The organism is Burkholderia sp. BCC1047, from assembly GCF_902833155.1.
Taxonomy (GTDB): Bacteria; Pseudomonadota; Gammaproteobacteria; order Burkholderiales; family Burkholderiaceae; genus Burkholderia; species Burkholderia sola.
This window is the reverse complement of record NZ_CADFEH010000008.1, coordinates 176988-193012: the sequence shown is the minus strand read 5'-3', so window position 1 is coordinate 193012 and position 16025 is coordinate 176988. Positions and strand designations below refer to the sequence as shown.

Sequence of the window (16025 nt, the reverse complement as noted above, 5' to 3'; positions counted from 1 at the left end):
GACGGGTGCCTTGAAATACGACACGCCTCGTCCGTGTCGCAAGGGAATCAGTTCGTTGCACAGGCCGGCGTCGCGGCCGGCGCTTGCGTACCGGATGCGGCTTCATCGGTCGACCACCCGCCACCCAGCGCGGCGATCAACCCCACCGCCGCCAGTTGCCGGCGCGTGTCCAGCGCCAGCATCGCAACCTTCGTATTGAGTTCGGTGGTCTGCGCGGTTACCACATCGAGATAGCTGACGACGCCGTCCCGATAGCGCGACATCGACAGCTGCAACGTGCGTTCGGCCGCCTCGAGTGCTTCCTGCTCGCGATCGGCTTCGTCGCCGAGGTGATGCGTGAGTGCGAGGTTGTCTTCCACCTGCTGACACGCGTCGAGCACCACCGCGCGGTATTTCGCGCCGTTCTCGGCCAGCTGCGCGCGCGCCTGGTCGGTGAGCGCCTGGCGCCGGCCGCCGTCGAACAGCGTCAGCGCGAGGCTGGGCCCGATCGACCAGATCTCGTTCGGCGCGCGGAGCCAGTGGCCGAGGCCCGAGCTCTGGTAGCCGCCGACCAGCCCGAGCGTGACGTCGGGGAAGAACGCCGCGCGCACCACGCCGATCTTCGCGTTGGCGGCGGCCATGCGCCGCTCGGCGGCCGCGACGTCGGGTCGCCGCTGCAGCAGCGTCGCGGGAATGCCGGCCGGGATCGTCGGCAGGTACGCCGCATTCAGGTTCGGCGTCAGCGAGAACGACGACGCCGGTACGCCCGTAAGCGTCGCGATCGCGTGCTCGTCGAGCGCGCGCCGGGCCCGTATGTCCTCGGCCGACGCGCGGGCCGAATCGAGCTGCGTCTGCGCGCGCGACACGTCGAGATCGGACGCGATGCCGCCCGCGTGCCGGCTCATCGTCAGGCGCAGCGCGCGCCGGTAGGTGTCGATCGTGTCGGCCAGCAACCGTTGCTGCTGGTCGAGCCCGCGCAGGCTGAAGTACGCGCTGGCGAGGCTGGCCTGCAGGCTCAGTTGGACCGACGCGAGATCGTCGGCGCTGGCCTGTGCGTCGGCGCGCCCGGCCGCGACTTCGTTGCGGACTTTCCCCCACAAGTCGAGGTCGTAGTCGAAGCCGGCGTCGAGTGTGTTGTCGCCATAGACGTTCGGCTGGTTCGCGCCGCGCAGCGGCCGCGTGGCCGATTGGCGGTTGCTCGAGACCTGCGCGCCGAGGCCGATGGTCGGGAACAGCCCCGAGCGCGCCTGATCGAACAGCGCGGCCGCTTCGTCGTGGCGCGCCACGGCCGCGGCCACGTCGGGGTTGGCCGCGGCCACCCGTGCCTCGAGCCGGTCGAGCACGGGGTCGCGAAACGCCGTCCACCAGCCGTCGCGCGCGATGCGGTTGGCCGGCTTCGCGGCCTGCCAGCCGCCCGCTTCCTTGAAGCTCGCCGGCAGCGCCGTTTGCGGCGCGTGATAGGCGGGCGCGAACGAGCACGCGCAGAGGAACGCGACGCCGGCGAGCATCGCGCAGAGCCGAAGCCGGTTAGCCATGCGCACGCTCCGTGTCGCGCTTGGCAGACGCAACGGTGGGGGCCGGCGCCGCGAGCCTGACCGGGTCGCCGTCGGCCAGCGAATCGGGCGGATTGTCGATCACGCGATCGTCCGGCGCGAGGCCGGTCGCGATCTGCACGTGCGTGCCGAGATCGGTCGCGATCGTCACGGGCTTGAATACCGCGCGATCGTCCTTGCCGACCACGGCGACCTGCAGGCCGGCCTGCCGGAAGATCAACGAGCTGGCCGGAATCGTCAGCACGTGGGTGCTGCCGGCCGGCAGCGCGAAATGCACTTCGGTGTATTCGCCGGGGATCAGCTTGCCGTCGCGGTTGTCGACCATCAACTGGACGAGCAGCGTGCCGGTTGAATCGGCGATCGCGTCGTCGGTATCGGCGAGCGTCGCCCGGAAGGTCTCGCCCGGATGCTCGGGCACGGTCAGCGTGGCCGTCATGCCGGGCCGGATCGCGGCGGCCTCGTTCTGCGGCACGCTCACGTAGACGCGCATCCGGTGGACGTCGGACACCGCAAACAGCTCCGGGCCGGCGCCGCCGCCGGCCGAGATCAACTGGCCGATGTCGGTCTTGCGCGCGGTGACGACGCCGTCGAACGGCGCGACGATGCGCTTGAACGCCTCCAGCGCGTCGAGGCGCCGCACGTTTGCTTCGTTGGCGGCGACGATCGCCTGCTTGGCCGCGAGGTCGCTGGTCTTCTCGTCGGTTTCCTGCTGCGACACCGAATCCTGCGCGAGCATCCTGGTCCAGCGCGCGGCCGTCGACGCGGCCAGCTTCTCGTTGGCGAGCGAGCTCTGCAGGTCGGCGCGCGCCTGCTGCAGTTGCTGGTCGAGTTCGGGCGTATCGATCAGTCCGAGCAGTTGCCCCGACTTCACGTGCGCACCGATATCGGTGTACCACGCATGCAGGTAGCCCGACACCTGCGCGTGGATCGGCGCGCTCTCGAATGCGGACAGATGGCCGGGCAGCACGAGCGTCCCGCCGTCGCCGCCGGCCGACGGCGTGTACGCGACCACGGTCGGCACCGCTTGTTCGGCGGACCAGGTCGTCATTTCCTGTTTCGCGTGCGCGCGGCCGACGATGCCGGTCGCCACGATGCCGACCGCGATCAGCGCGGTGAGCGTGGCGACGAGCTTGAGGTTGGGCAGCCGTTTCGGCGACTTGATATCGATCTCAGTGGACATGGGAAGCTCCGGACGCGGAAAGGGAGGAAGCGCGGGACGCGTCGTGCTTCAGCGCGTCGCGCCGATGCACGAGGCTGAACACGACGGGAACGAAGAACAGCGTCGCGATCGTCGCGCACGCGAGGCCGCCGATCACCGCGCGGCCGAGCGGTGCGTTCTGTTCGCCGCCGTCGCCGAGGCCGAGCGCCATCGGCGCCATGCCGATGATCATCGCGAGCGCGGTCATCAGCACCGGGCGGAAGCGCGTGAAACCGGCTTCGAGCGCGGATGCCAGCGCGTTGCCGGTGTCGGCCAGGCGCTCGCGCGCGAAACTGACGACGAGGATCGCGTTGGCGGTGGCCACGCCCATGCACAGGATCGCGCCGGTCAGCGCCGGCACCGACAGCGGCGTATGTGTGGTGAACAGCATCCAGACGATGCCGGCCAGCGCCGCCGGCAGCGCCGAGACGATCACGAAAGCGTCGGCCCACGAATGGAAGTTCACGACGATCAGCAGGTAGATCAGCACGATCGCGCCGACGAGCCCGAGCAGCAGGCCGGCGAACGCGCCGTTCATGGTCTGCACCTGGCCGCGCAGCGTGACGGTCGAGCCCTTGGGCAGATCCTTCGCGGTGGCTTTGACGATGCCGTCGATGTCGGCCGCGACCGCACCGAGGTCGCGCCCCTGGGTGGTCGCGTAGATGTCGAACAGCGGTTCGATGTTGTAGTGCGACACCACTGCGTTGCCGACGCCGCGCGTGATCGTGGCCAGGCCGCCCAGCAACTGGGACTGGCCGTTCGCGCCGGTGACCGGCAGGTTCCGCAGCGCCGACAGCGTGGTCATCCTGTACTGCGGCGTTTGCGCGACGATCGGATAGGACACGCCGTTGTGCGGGTTGAGCCAGTAGGTCGGGTCGACCTGGCTGGTGCCGGCCAGCGTCGCGACCACCGAGTTCGTCACGTCCTGCTCGGTGATGCCGAGCTGGTCGGCGCGCGTGCGATCGACCGTCACCGTGAACTGCGGATAGGTGCTGGCCTGCTGGATGCGCGGATCGGCGACGCCGGCGATCAGCCGCAGCTTGCGGTACAGCTCGCGCGCATAAGCGAGATTGGCCTGCTGGTTCGGGCCGGCCACCTGCAGGTCGACCGGCGCCGGCGCGCCGAAGTTGAGGATCTGGCTGACGATGTCGGCGGGCAGGAACGAGAACGTGGTGCCCGGATAGGCGCGCGGCAGGCGTTCGCGCAGCGTGTGCACGTAGTCGGCGGTCGGCGCGTGATCGTGCGACAGCGAGATCAGGATGTCGCCGTCCTGCGGCCCGAGCGTGCCGCTGTTGTTGTAGGTCAGGTTGATCCCGCTGTTCGGCAAGCCGATGTTGTCGATCACTGCGCGCAACTGCGCGGGCGGGATCACGCCGCGAATCGTGTTCTCGATGCGGTCGAGCTCGGCGGCGGTTTCCTCGACACGTGTGCCGACCGGCGCACGCACGTGTAGCGCGATCTCGCCGGAATCGATGGTCGGGAAGAAATTGCGGCCGAGCGACGGTGCGAGCAGGAAGGACGCGGCCACGATGCCGAGGAAGGCGACGACGAACGGCTTGCGGCGCGTGAGCGCGAGGCCGAGCAGGATTCGGTACGACGCGCGCACGGCTTCGAAGCGGCGCTCGAACGCACGCTGGAAGCGCACCAGCGGGTTGCGCGACGGCGGGACGTCGTGCGCGCCGGCATGGCCCGCGTGCGGATCCATGACCGCGGCCAGTTCGCCCGACGCGTGACCGGCCGATGCGTGCGGCTTAAGCAGGTATTGCGCGAGCATCGGCACGAAGGTGCGCGACAGCACGAACGACGACGCCATCGAGAAGATCACCGCCTTGGCCATCGGCACGAACAGAAAGCGCGAGATGCCGTCGAGCATCAGCATCGGCACGAACACGATGCAGATGCACAGCAGCGAGACGAGCGCCGGCATCACGATCTGCTTCGCGCCGTCGACGATCGCGGTGCGCGTGTCCTTGCCCTGTTCGAGGTGCCAGTTCACGTTCTCGATCGTCACGGTCGCATCGTCGACCAGGATCCCGACCGCGAGCGCGAGGCCGCCGAGCGTCATCACGTTCAGCGTTTCGCCGGTGGCCGCGAGCAGCGCGATCGCCGACAGCACGGCCAGCGGGATCGACGCGGCGATGATGAGCGTCGAGCGCCACGAGCCGAGGAACAGCAGGATCATCAGCGAGGTCAGCGCGGCGGCGATGATGCCTTCGCGCGCGACGCCGCTGACGGCGCCGTTCACGAAGGTCGACTGGTCGCCCATCGTGACGAGCTTCAGGCCCGGCGGCAGCGTCTGTTCGACCAGCGGCAGCTTCGCCTTCACGCCGGCGATGATGTCGAGCGTCGAGGCCGAGCCGTTCTTCAGGATACTCATCAGCACCGCGCGGTGGCCGTCCACGCGCACGATGTTGCCCTGCGGCGGGAAGCCGTCGCGCACATGCGCGACGTCGCGGATATAAATCGTCGTGCCGTCGACCGACTTGATCGGCAGGTCGTTCAACGCGTCGAGCGAGAGCGGGCTGTTGTTGAGCTTGATGTTGTATTCGAAGCGGCCGATCTTCTGCGTGCCGGCCGGGATGATCTGGTTCTGCTGCGCGAGCGCGTGCGCGACGTCCTGCGCCGACAGCCCTTTCGACTGCAGCGCCTGCGGATCGAGGTCGATCTGCACTTCACGTGTCTTGCCGCCGTACGGCGTCGGAATCGCAACGCCCGGCACCGACAGCAACTGCGGTCGAATGAAGTTGACCGCGTAATCGCCGAGCTTCTGTTCGTCGAGCGTGTTGCTGGTCAGCGCGATCTGCAGCACGGGCACGGTCGACGCGTTGTAGTTGAGGATCTGCGGCGGCGTGGTGCCGGGCGGCATCTGCTTGAGCACGGTCTGCGAGATCGACGTGACCTGCGCGGTCGCCGTGCGGATATCGACCGTCGGCTGGAAGAAGATCTTCACGATGCCGTAGCCGCGGAACGATTGCGACTCGATATGCTGGACATCGTTGACCGTCGTGCCGAGCGTGCGCTCGTAGTACGTGATCACGCGTCCGGCCATGTCGTCCGGCTGCAGACCCGCGTAGTTCCAGACGACGCTGATCACCGGGATGCGGATGTCCGGGAAGATGTCGATCGGCGTTCGGACCGCCGCGAGCGGGCCCGCGATCAGGATCAGCAGAGCCAGTACGACGAACGTATAGGGCCGGGCGAGCGCGAGCCGGACAATTTTCAGCATGAGGTGCTGCTCCGTTCAATATCGTCGTGAAGAAGAGCCGGATGTGCGCGTCGTCGGGAAAAACCCGAGGCGCAACCGATGAGCGCATTCTGCGGAGCGGCCACTAACAGCCGGTCGCAAAAAAGATGAAACAAGTTTTAAGGAGCGGGTGGGCTTAACCGGGCAGGATCGTCGGGATGTGTGCCACCGCGTGCGCGATGCCGGGGGAATCAGGCGGCGGCGAGATGCGTGGCGGTGCGGTCGGGCGTGCGATAGTGGGCAACCACATAGCCGATGAAGCTGCGCACTTTTCCAGCGCTTTCTAAAAAAAGATTCATGCGCAGATCACGAATCTTCAGCCGGTTCACGTGTACCGACGTCGATAATTGGATCGCGTAATTCCGGCAAGGACGACAAAAATGACACAACCGTTGAGCATCAAGATGATCGAGGAGCGCGGCAAGCTCGTGGTGCTGATGTCGATCGAACGGGGCGCGGCCGTGCTCGATCCGGAAGACGTGGACGCGGTCATCCAGTACTTGAGCTTGCTGCGCGCGTCGATGCAGCCGGCGGTGCCGGAGCGTCCGCCGCACGGGCAGCAATTCGTGACGGAAATGGATCCCTGCTGGTATGCCGAGCGCCATCCGGTGCAGGGCGGCGTGGTACTGTTACTGCGTCATGGCGGGCTCGGTTGGGCAAGCTTCGCACTACCGCCGTGCAGCCTCGAACGGTTGCACGCTTCGCTGACGCAACTGCTCGAGGACGAGCGGCGAGCGATCGGCCTGCCTCACTGAATCTGTGTCGCGAACGTGCTTGCATGCAGCGTCGTTGCGACGGCGTGATTCGGTAGCAGCCAGTGCGTGAACGCCGCCTCCCGGCACGGGCCGCGGCGCGCGCTATCCGCGCCCGACGAACGGCATCGCAGTCGCCATGATCGTCATGTTGAGGATGTTGGTATCGAGCGGCAGATTCGCCATCTGGACGACCGCGTTCGCGACATGCGCGACGTCCATCCGCGGCTCGGGCGCCAGGCTGCCGTCCGCTTGCGGGACGCCTTGCATCATCCGTTCCGTGAGCGACGTCGCGGCGTTGCCGATATCGATCTGGCCGCACGCGATGTTGTACCGGCGGCCGTCCAGCGCCAGCGACTTCGTGATACCGGTCACCGCGTGCTTGGTGGCCGTGTACGCGATCGTATCGGGGCGCGGTGCGTGCGCAGAGATCGAGCCGTTGTTGATGATCCGGCCGCCCTGCGGCGTTTGCGTTTTCATCAGCCGCCACGCGGCGCGCGCGCACAGGAAGACGCCGGTCAGGTTCGTCGCGACGACGCTGTTCCACACGTCGAGTTCGTATTCCTCGAGGGACACGACCGGGGCGTTGCGCCCGGCATTGTTGAACAGGACATCGAGCCGGCCGAACCGTTGCGCGATCTGTGCGAACGCGTGGTCGACCGAGGCCTCGTCGGTGACGTCGACGGGAAACACTTCGGCGTCGCTGCCGGCGGCGCGGATCGCGTCCTGCGTGTCGCGCAGCGACGCCTCCGTGCGCCCGAGCAGCGCGATGGTGAAGCCGGCCTGGGCGAGTGCGAGGGCCGCGGCGCGACCGATGCCGGAGCCGGCGCCCGTGACGGCGGCGAATTTCTTCGAGACGGACATGGCGTGATTTCCTGCGGGTTGAATGACGGGGGAGGTGGCCGAGGGTCGATGCCGTCGCCACTTCGACAATGTAGTCGAAATGCATGATGCCCGGATTCGGGCGGCATCGTGAAACACGCTCGCCGCGACCGCGACTATTTCTTCCTGCCGGGCGCGATTTTCCGGCTTCGCGCGCTGGTGTCCGCGAATAGCGCCACGACGACGTCGCGCAGCCACCGGTTCCCTTCGTCCTGATTGACCCGCGTGTGCCACAGCATATGGATCGGCGCGCCGGGCAGCGTGACGGGCAGCGCACGCCAGCCGAGCGAAAACGGCGCGGCGAGCTGCAGCGCGAGATGCTCGGGCACCGTCGCGATCAGGTCGGTGCGCTGCAGGATGTAGCCCACGCTCATGAAATGCGGCACCGTCAGCCGCACCTGGCGCTTCACGCGGCGCCGCGTCAGCCATTCGTCCACTTGCCCATGCCCGGTGCCGGCCGACACCACGACCAGATGTTCGGCGTCGCGCCACGCGTCGACCGTCAGCGGCGCTCCCTCGAGCGGGTGCCCGCGCCGGAACAGGCATACATAGCGCTGATCGAACAGCCGGCGCTGATAGAACCCGCCCTTCAGTTGCGGCAGCAGGCCGATCGCGAGATCGACGCGGCCGTCGGCCATTTCGTCGCCGAGGTTGACGCTCGTGTTGCGCACGGTGTTCAGCGCGATGCCCGGCGCCGCATGCGACAGGTGTTCGAGCAGCGCGGGCAGGAACACGACTTCGCCTATATCGGTCATGCCGATCGTCAGCGTGCGCGTGGCGCGCAGCGGATCGAAGCCGGTGTCGGGGTTCAGCGCCGCGTGCAGCGTCGCGAGCGCCTGCGACACGGGTTCCGCGAGACGCAGCGCGAACGGCGTCGGCACGACGCCGCCGGGCCCGCGCACGAACAGCGGATCGCCGAGCCGGCGGCGCAGCTTGGCGAGCGCGTTGCTGACGCCCGGCTGGCTCATGTTCATTTGCTCGGCGACGCTAGACACGCGCCGTTCCTGCATCAGCCGCTGGAAAAGCAGCAGCAGGTTGAGGTCGATGTCGCTCAGTTCCATCGGTTGTGCGTGGCTCGGTTCATTGCATTCAGTGATGAAGCAGATTCATTTCATTTTATTGCCGGATAAAAGTCCACTCCTGAAAATACCGATACGGCACAGGCATTCGACATGACCGCCGCGCCCGTCGCGCCCCTCACATACGCCTATCGGAGACACCTTCATCATGCAGACGAACCTGAAGATCGCGATCGTCGGCGCCGGCATCGGCGGCCTGACCCTCGCGCTCGCATTGCGCGAGCACGGCATCGATGCGCAACTCTACGAGCAGACCCCTGAATTGCGCGAAGTCGGCGCGGCGGTCGCGTTGTCCGCCAATGCGACGCGTTTCTACGAACGCATGGGCTTGCGCGCGGCCTTCGATGCGGTATGCGCGGACATCCCCGGCCTCGTCTATCGCGACGGGCGCAGCGGCGCGGTGATCGGCCATCATCGCGGCGAGCCCGACTACCGCCGGCAATTCGGCGGCGCGTACTGGGGCGTGCATCGCGCGGATCTGCAGGCCGTGCTGTCGACGGCGGTCGGCCTCGACCGCATCCATCTCGGCCATCGTCTGGTCGACCTCGCGCAGCACCCCGATCGCGTGACGCTGTCGTTCGACAATGGCACGCAGGTCGACGCCGATCTCGCGATCGGCGCGGACGGCGCGCGGTCGATCACGCGACGCTGGATGCTTGGCTACGACGATGCGCTGTATTCGGGCTGTTCGGGCTTTCGCGGCGTGGTGCCGGCCGCGTGCACGGACCTGCTGCCCGATCCCGACACGATCCAGTTCTGGATCGGGCCGCACGGGCATCTGCTGCACTATCCGATCGGCGACGACGGCGACCAGAATTTCCTGCTGGTCGAGCGGCATCCGTCACCGTGGCCGTCGCGCGACTGGGTCATGCCGGCCGAGGAAGGCGAGCAATTGCGTGCGTTCCGGCACTGGCATCCGGCGGTGGTGCAGATGATCACGGCCGTGCCGATCAGCCAGCGCTGGGGGCTGTTTCACCGTCCGCCGCTCGGCCGATGGAGCCGAGGGCGCGTGACGTTGATCGGCGATGCCGCGCATGCGCTGGTGCCGCATCACGGGCAGGGCGCGAATCAGTCGATCGAGGGTGCGGTGGTGTTGGCCGCGCAATTGGCGAAGGCCGGCCCGGGCAATTGGCGCGAAGCGCAGGAAGCCTACGAGCGGCTGCGTCGCGGCCGGACGCGCAAGGTGCAATACGCGTCGATCTCGGCAGCCGACGTGCTGCATCTTCCCGACGGGCCGGCCGCGCACGCACGCAACGCGCGTCTGGCCGACCGCGATCGCGTGCTGCATCACCTGGACTGGATCCACGATTTCGATGCGCTCGATACGGAGCCGAGCGAGCGGCAGGGCGGGACGTGGCTTTGAGCGGCGGGCGGCGCGCCGAAGCGCGGCGCGCAGGGCACGGCGGCCCTCGACGGCGGCGGCCGATTACCGACCCGCCAGCCCGAAACGGTCGGCGCAACGCCCGCCGGCCATTACTTCACGCACTCCAGCGCATACTTCAACCCCTGCCCGAGCAACCCGCGCCACACATCCCACGTATGCCCGCCGTCGACGATGCGCAGCTCGGCCGGGTTCTGCGCGCGGCGCAGGTGCGTGTACAGCACGCTCGATTCCGCCTGGATCGTCAGGTCGTCGTCGCCGGCGGCGATGAACATCGGCACGCGCCAGTTGCGCGCGAAATAGCCGCGCAGTAGCGCCGGGTAGTTCAGTTCGTGCCACACGCGCGAATCGAACTGCCGATCGCCGAACACGCCGACGTAGCGCGCCGCGGAATTGAGCGGCGGCTCGTTCGCATAGATCGCGGGGCTTAGCAGCATCGCGCCGCAGAACAGCCCCGGTTCGAGCAGCGAGAAACGCAGCGCGCCGAAGCCGCCCATCGACACACCGCCGATCGCTCGGCCCGCGCGCTGGTTCGACACCGCGAAGTGCGCTTCGACTTCGGGCAGCAGGTCGTTGAGGAACGCGCTCTGCATCTTCTCCTTGCGGTCGACGTACCAGTCGGTGCCGCCCTGCGGCATCACGATCACGACAGGCGGAATGTCGTGGCGCTCGATCAGCGTGTCGGCGGTGGCCTGCAGCCGGCCTTGCGTGACCCAGTCGTTCGCGTTGCCCGCGTTGCCGTGCAGCAGGTACATCACCGGGTAGCGCGCGCCTTCCGGGTTGTAGCCGGGCGGCAGGTAGACCGTGTACGACCAGTCGCGCTTCAGCGACGCCGACCGGAACGTGCGCAGCACGACGCTGCTGCCCGGATTGACGGGCGGCTCCTGCGCGGTCGATGGCGTCGTCGCGGTCTGGACGGCCGGCGGCGCGGGCGATATGGCCGGCGCGGCGGCAGGCGCGGCCGACGGCGGCGTGGCGTGGGCAGTGGCGATCGCGCCGGCGATCAGGGCGAGGGCGAACGGAAGGGCGAGTCGGCGCATGGCGAATCGTTTCAGGAGTGGCGCCGGCTATCGTAGCAGCGGCGCATGACGGCGCGGCGCGTCATGGCCGCGAACCGAACGGCAGCCGCGCGACGAGCGGCCCGTAGAGTTTGGCGACGAGATACAGCAGCCCGATCGCGACCACGTCGGCGGTCAGGCCGAGCGGCACGTCGAGATAGCCTTCGGTCGCCTGGTAGAGCAGCGAATCGACCGCGAGCGAGATGCCGGTGCCCGCGACGAAGCACAGCAGCCCCTGCCGGCCGATCGTGCCGATCCACGGCATCGCGTGCGCGACCTTCTTCATCCAGCCGAGGTGCACGAGCTTGGCGGCGAGCCACGCGATCGCGAGGAAGTTCACGAGCCGCAGCGCGCCGAGGTTCTGCTTGATCGATGGATCGGTCGGGAACGGCTCGATGCGCAGCCGGTAGTACGCGCCGGCCGCGACGATCGCGAGCGCCGCGGCCGTCAGCAGCCAGCCTTGCGGCTTCGGCGCGAGGGTCTGGTAGACGGGCTGGCAGCGCGCGATCACGCCGAGCACGAACAGGAATTGCCACGCGAACGGGTTGAAATCCCACGGCGCGCCTTCGACGGTCGGCAAGAAGCGTGCGACGTGCGGCGCCGCGTACCACAGCGATCCGCTGAACGCGAGCATCAGCCAGGGCTGCGTGCGCGCGAGCGGCAGCGCGAGCGGGACGAGCAGCGCGAAGAACGCGTACATCGGCAGCACCGACGCCAGGTACGGCTGGCGGCGGAACAGCAGGATGTCGCGCAGCGCGGCGAGCGGCTTGTGCAGCAGCCCGTCGAGATCGTTGGTCGGCATGTTCGGGCCGTCGATCGCGAACGCGTTCAGCGCGGCGGTGATCAGCAGCATCAGGCCGGCCGTCACCAGGAATGCGCGGTAGATCTCGAACGCACGCCGGATGAAACGCTGGCGCGCGGCGGCCTCGTCGTGCCGCTCGGCGAGCGAGTTGTATGCAATGGCGGTCGCGAAGCCGCCGAGGAACACGAACACCTCGGCCGCGTCGCACAGCGCGTACGCGTGCAGCGTCACGCGCGACAGGATGCTGCCGCCGATGTGGTCGACGACGATGACGAGCAGCACGAGGCCGCGGAAGAAATCGAGCTCGGCGTAGCGGCCGGCCCGGGCCGGCGCGGTCATCGGAGCGCCTTTCGGCGCGGGCCGCGGGCACGGCCGGCACGCGCCGCGCATGAATCGGGGTCAAGCATGACTTCGTGAAGAAATGGCGAACGGATGCGCATTGTGCCATCGATGCGAAGCCTTCCGGGTTTACGCGAATGGCGGGCCGGCCGGCCGCTACCGACAAGCCCGGTCAGGCCGTCCGCGCAAGGGGCAGTTGGACGAGCGCAACGCTTTGCGCGCGACGACCTGCACCCGATGGACGGGCGGTTTGCGTCGTGACACCATTTTGTCCTCACGCGGCCGCACACCGCGTCGTCCGCCCTGCGGGCCACACATACAACAGATCGAACAATTCGCCGGGCGCATGGCCTGCCCGGCCCCCGGCTCCGGAGATTCGTCATGAGGAAGCACGTCATTTTTGCCGCCGCGCTCGCCGCCTTCGCCGCGCCGGCCTTTGCCGAGACCAGCGTGACGCTGTACGGCGTGATCGACGAAGGCTTCAATTACACGAACAACGTCAACGTCAATGGGGTCGGAAAGACCAATTACCAACTCGCAAGCGGCTATGCGCAGGGCAGCCGATGGGGCCTGAAGGGCAGCGAGGATCTCGGCGGCGGGCTGAAGGCGGTCTTCACGCTGGAAAACGGTTTCGACGTGAACAACGGCCGGCTCGGCCAGGGCGGCCGCATGTTCGGCCGTCAGGCGTTCGTCGGGTTGTCCGAGTCGCGCTTCGGCACGCTGACCTTCGGCCGTCAGTACGATGCCGTCGTCGACTATCTCGCGCCGCTGACCGCGAACGGCAACTGGGGCGGCACGCTGTTCTCGCACCCGTTCGACAACGACAACACGGACAACTCGTTCCGCGTCAACAACACGGTCAAGTACGCGAGCGCCGACTGGAACGGCCTGACGTTCGGCGGCACGTACAGCTTCAGCAACAGCACGGGCTTCTCGAACAACCGCCAGTACAGCATCGGCGCGCAGTATTCGCTGGCCGGGCTGCAGGTCGCGGCCGCGTACCTGCAGGCGAACAACCCGGGCATCGGCAACGCGGGCGCGATCGCGGCCGACGACGCGAACTTCGTCGCCGATCGGCTGCGCATCTTCGGCGGCGGCGTCAACTACACGTTCGGCCCGGCGACGGTCGGCGTCGTCTATACGAAGACCGACGTGAAGAATCCGGTATCGACGGTCTACCTGCCGGCGTCGACGTTCGCCGGCCTCGGGCTGACCGCGACGAAGTTCCAGAACTTCGAGATCAACGGCAAGTACCAGCTCACGCCCGAGTTCTACCTCGGCGCGCAGTACGTGTATACGGACGGCAAGTACGACGCCGCGGCCGGTTCGTTCAAGCCGAAGTACCACACGGTCGGCCTGATGGCCGACTACAGCCTGTCGAAGCGCACCGACGTGTACCTGCAGGGCGCGTGGCAGAAGGTGGGCGGCGACAAGACGGGCACGGCAGCCGACGGCGGCTATGTCGTCGGGACCGACGGCCCGTCGGCGTCGTCGAATCAGTTCGCGGTGCGCGCCGCGATCCGCCACAAGTTCTGAGTGCGCCGGCGCCGGGGCGAACGGCCCCGGCACGGCCGCCGTCAGTCCGCCCGGCGTGTGCCGCCGAGCGTTTCCGCGAGCCAGTCGACGAAGATCCGCACGCGCGGCGCGAGATGCCGGCCGGTCGGAAACACCACCGACACGGGCAGCGGCCCCGCATTCCATTCCGGCAGCACCTCGACCAGCGAGCCGTCGGCGAGCAGCGGCGCGAGCCCGTCGCGCGGCGCCTGGATCAGCCCGAGGCCCGCGAGGCAGCACGCGAGATACGCCTGCGAGCTGTTGACCGACACGACGCTGTGCATCTTCACCGTGTGCATCTCGCCCGAATCCATGTCCGTATATTCCCAGTCCAGCTCGCGGCCCGTGCGGCTCGAAAAATAGCCGACCGCGACGTGGTCCGGCAGATCGTCCGGCGAGCGCGGCGTGCCGTGTCGCGCGAGATACGCGGGCGACGCGCAGTTGATCTGCGCCATTTCGCCGACGCGCCGCGCGACGAGCGACGTGTCGGACAGCACGCCGACCCGCACCGCGCAGTCGATGCCGTCCGCGACGAGATCGACGAAGCGGTCGGTCGTGCTGATCGCGATGCGCAGGTCGGGATAGCGCGCGTGGAAATCGGGCAGCGCCGGAATCACCTGGTTCAGCGCGAACCGCTCGGGCAGATCGACGCGGATCACGCCGCGCGGCGACGCGCCGGCATCCTCGAACAGCGTCTCCGCATCGTCGAGATCGGCGAGCAACTGCACGCAGCGTTCGTAGTAGGTCGCGCCCTCGGCGGTCAGCGCGACGCGCCGCGTCGTGCGTTGCAGCAGGCGGATCTTCAGGTGCTTTTCCAGATACTGGACGGCATTGCTGACCGTCGGGCGCGGCAACTGGAGCTGCTCGGCCGCTTTCGTGAAGCTGCCGAGATGGGCGACGCGCGCGAAGACGCGCATTGCTTGCAGATGGTCCATGCGGGCGAGAACCTTGGCGGGAACGGGAACAAGGCTCCATTGTTAATCAGCGTCGAATGGTTTGGTGGAGCGTTTCGCGTTTATCGCGCGGCGTCGTGCGGCCAGAATCCGTTTCATCCACTCACCATTCGAAGGAAACGGACATGGACAGGCGTCAACTGGGCCGCACGGGCCCGCAGGTTTCGGCGATCGGGCTCGGCTGCATGGGGATGTCGGATCTCTACGGGCCGGCCGATCGCGACGAAAGCATCGCGACCCTGCACGCGGCGCTCGACCACGGCATCACGCTGCTCGATACCGGCGACTTCTACGGGATGGGCGACAACGAGATGCTGATCCGCGACGCGCTGCGCGGCCGCACGCGCGACCAGGTGCTGATCAGCGTGAAGTTCGGCGCGCTGCGCGATCCAGCCGGCGGGTTTGCCGGCTACGACGCGCGGCCCGCGGCGATCCGGAACTTCGTCGCGTATTCGTTGAAGCGGCTCGGCACCGACTACCTCGACATCTACCGGCCGGCGCGGGTCGATCCGGCGGTGCCGATCGAGGAGACGGTCGGCGCGATCGCCGATCTCGTGAAGGCCGGCTACGTGCGCCATATCGGGCTGTCGGAAGTCGGCGCGGACACGATCCGCCGCGCGGCCGCTGTCGCACCGATCGCCGATCTGCAGATCGAATATTCGCTGCTGTCGCGCGGGATCGAGGCCGAGATCCTGCCCGTCTGCCGCGAGCTCGGCATTGGCGTGACGGCCTACGGCGTGCTGTCGCGCGGGCTGCTGGGCGGGCGCTGGACGGCGGCGCGGCAGGGCGAGCGCGATTTCCGCGCGGCGAGCCCGCGCTTCCAGGGCGAGAACCTCGCGCACAACCTCGCGCTCGTCGACGCGCTGCGCGCGATCGCCGACGAGAAGGGCAGCAATCCGGCGCAGGTCGCGATTGCGTGGGCGCTGTCGCGTGGCGCCGACATCGTGCCGCTGGTCGGCGCGCGCAAGTGCACGCAACTGCAGGACGGTTTGCTGGCGACAGAATTGCAACTAACGGTCGAAGAGCTTGCACGCATCGAAGCGGCGGTTCCCGCCGGGGCGGCTGCCGGCGAGCGCTATCCGGCCGCGCAGATGGCGCACCTCGACAGCGAGCAGGGCCGGGGGTGATTCATGGGGCCGGATCAGCAGGGCCCCGAAGCCCCGTCCGGCGGGCCCGAGCCAGCCTCAGGCAAAGCCAGATGGCGGGCGGCATGGCGGGCAGGCACCATCGGCGCCGTACTCAACGGACGGA

Annotated in this window: 13 protein-coding genes; 4 read left to right on the top strand and 9 right to left on the bottom strand. The window is 68.1% G+C overall.

Annotation, left to right across the window (positions count from 1 at the left end):
- Positions 1-47: 47 nt before the first annotated feature.
- The 4 genes from HWX55_RS11705 to HWX55_RS11690 all read right to left on the bottom strand — a co-directional run bounded on the left by HWX55_RS11705 (position 48) and on the right by HWX55_RS11690 (position 6303).
- Complete coding sequence (locus HWX55_RS11705) at positions 48-1514, bottom strand: efflux transporter outer membrane subunit (protein WP_175975712.1); 1467 nt, start codon at positions 1512-1514, stop codon at positions 48-50.
- Positions 1507-2712 carry an efflux RND transporter periplasmic adaptor subunit gene (locus HWX55_RS11700; protein ID WP_175975711.1) on the bottom strand — a complete coding sequence of 402 codons (1206 nt, stop codon included), beginning with the start codon at positions 2710-2712 and terminating at the stop codon, positions 1507-1509. Before HWX55_RS11700 ends, HWX55_RS11705 begins: the two co-directional genes overlap by 8 nt.
- Entirely contained in the window at positions 2702-5956 is a 3255-nt protein-coding gene (locus HWX55_RS11695) for an efflux RND transporter permease subunit (RefSeq protein ID WP_175975710.1), read from the bottom strand. Before HWX55_RS11695 ends, HWX55_RS11700 begins: the two co-directional genes overlap by 11 nt.
- Positions 5957-6165: 209 nt before the next feature.
- On the bottom strand, positions 6166-6303 hold the full coding sequence (locus HWX55_RS11690) for a hypothetical protein (protein WP_175975587.1): 138 nt from the start codon (positions 6301-6303) through the stop codon (positions 6166-6168).
- Between the two features lie 51 nt (positions 6304-6354).
- Here HWX55_RS11690 and HWX55_RS11685 point away from each other — a divergent pair, with 51 nt between their 5' ends.
- Complete coding sequence (locus tag HWX55_RS11685) at positions 6355-6729, top strand: hypothetical protein (protein WP_175975709.1); 375 nt, start codon at positions 6355-6357, stop codon at positions 6727-6729.
- A 102-nt stretch (positions 6730-6831) separates the two neighbouring features.
- On the opposite strand, the gene HWX55_RS11680 is transcribed toward HWX55_RS11685, so the two are convergent.
- Positions 6832-7590, bottom strand: a complete 759-nt coding sequence (locus HWX55_RS11680; RefSeq protein ID WP_175975741.1) for an SDR family oxidoreductase — start codon at positions 7588-7590, stop codon at positions 6832-6834.
- A gap of 134 nt (positions 7591-7724) precedes the next feature.
- Complete coding sequence (locus HWX55_RS11675) at positions 7725-8669, bottom strand: LysR family transcriptional regulator (RefSeq protein ID WP_175975708.1); 945 nt, start codon at positions 8667-8669, stop codon at positions 7725-7727.
- A 166-nt stretch (positions 8670-8835) separates the two neighbouring features.
- Here HWX55_RS11675 and HWX55_RS11670 point away from each other — a divergent pair, with 166 nt between their 5' ends.
- Positions 8836-10050: an FAD-dependent monooxygenase gene (locus HWX55_RS11670; RefSeq protein ID WP_175975707.1), complete on the top strand. Its 1215-nt coding sequence runs from the start codon at positions 8836-8838 to the stop codon at positions 10048-10050.
- Between the two features lie 110 nt (positions 10051-10160).
- Here HWX55_RS11670 and HWX55_RS11665 read toward each other — a convergent pair whose 3' ends face one another.
- Positions 10161-11108, bottom strand: a complete 948-nt coding sequence (locus HWX55_RS11665) for an alpha/beta hydrolase-fold protein (RefSeq protein ID WP_050012845.1) — start codon at positions 11106-11108, stop codon at positions 10161-10163.
- A 61-nt stretch (positions 11109-11169) separates the two neighbouring features.
- Positions 11170-12267: an OpgC domain-containing protein gene (locus HWX55_RS11660; RefSeq protein WP_124554984.1), complete on the bottom strand. Its 1098-nt coding sequence runs from the start codon at positions 12265-12267 to the stop codon at positions 11170-11172.
- A 381-nt stretch (positions 12268-12648) separates the two neighbouring features.
- Here HWX55_RS11660 and HWX55_RS11655 point away from each other — a divergent pair, with 381 nt between their 5' ends.
- A complete protein-coding gene (locus tag HWX55_RS11655; protein WP_175975706.1) occupies positions 12649-13803 on the top strand; it encodes a porin in 1155 nt (384 codons plus the stop codon).
- A 41-nt stretch (positions 13804-13844) separates the two neighbouring features.
- Here HWX55_RS11655 and HWX55_RS11650 read toward each other — a convergent pair whose 3' ends face one another.
- The gene (locus HWX55_RS11650) at positions 13845-14756 is read right to left on the bottom strand and encodes a LysR family transcriptional regulator (protein ID WP_175975705.1); all 912 of its coding nucleotides are present in this window, start codon (positions 14754-14756) and stop codon (positions 13845-13847) included.
- 143 nt (positions 14757-14899) lie between these two features.
- Between HWX55_RS11650 and HWX55_RS11645 the strand changes: the two genes are divergently transcribed.
- Positions 14900-15901, top strand: a complete 1002-nt coding sequence (locus tag HWX55_RS11645) for an aldo/keto reductase (RefSeq protein ID WP_175975704.1) — start codon at positions 14900-14902, stop codon at positions 15899-15901.
- The last annotated feature ends 124 nt before the right edge of the window (positions 15902-16025 follow it).

Bases quoted from the DNA above. Each gene is read 5' to 3' on its own strand.
- HWX55_RS11700 (WP_175975711.1), bottom strand. From the start codon at position 2,712: ATGTCCACTGAGATCGATATCAAGTCGCCGAAACGGCTGCCCAACCTC.
- HWX55_RS11655 (WP_175975706.1), top strand. From the start codon at position 12,649: ATGAGGAAGCACGTCATTTTTGCCGCCGCGCTCGCCGCCTTCGCCGCG.
- HWX55_RS11665 (WP_050012845.1), bottom strand. From the start codon at position 11,108: ATGCGCCGACTCGCCCTTCCGTTCGCCCTCGCCCTGATCGCCGGCGCG.
- HWX55_RS11685 (WP_175975709.1), top strand. From the start codon at position 6,355: ATGACACAACCGTTGAGCATCAAGATGATCGAGGAGCGCGGCAAGCTC.
- HWX55_RS11645 (WP_175975704.1), top strand. From the start codon at position 14,900: ATGGACAGGCGTCAACTGGGCCGCACGGGCCCGCAGGTTTCGGCGATC.
- HWX55_RS11705 (WP_175975712.1), bottom strand. From the start codon at position 1,514: ATGGCTAACCGGCTTCGGCTCTGCGCGATGCTCGCCGGCGTCGCGTTC.
- HWX55_RS11670 (WP_175975707.1), top strand. From the start codon at position 8,836: ATGCAGACGAACCTGAAGATCGCGATCGTCGGCGCCGGCATCGGCGGC.
- HWX55_RS11675 (WP_175975708.1), bottom strand. From the start codon at position 8,669: ATGGAACTGAGCGACATCGACCTCAACCTGCTGCTGCTTTTCCAGCGG.
- HWX55_RS11695 (WP_175975710.1), bottom strand. From the start codon at position 5,956: ATGCTGAAAATTGTCCGGCTCGCGCTCGCCCGGCCCTATACGTTCGTC.
- HWX55_RS11680 (WP_175975741.1), bottom strand. From the start codon at position 7,590: ATGTCCGTCTCGAAGAAATTCGCCGCCGTCACGGGCGCCGGCTCCGGC.
- HWX55_RS11660 (WP_124554984.1), bottom strand. From the start codon at position 12,267: ATGACCGCGCCGGCCCGGGCCGGCCGCTACGCCGAGCTCGATTTCTTC.
- HWX55_RS11650 (WP_175975705.1), bottom strand. From the start codon at position 14,756: ATGGACCATCTGCAAGCAATGCGCGTCTTCGCGCGCGTCGCCCATCTC.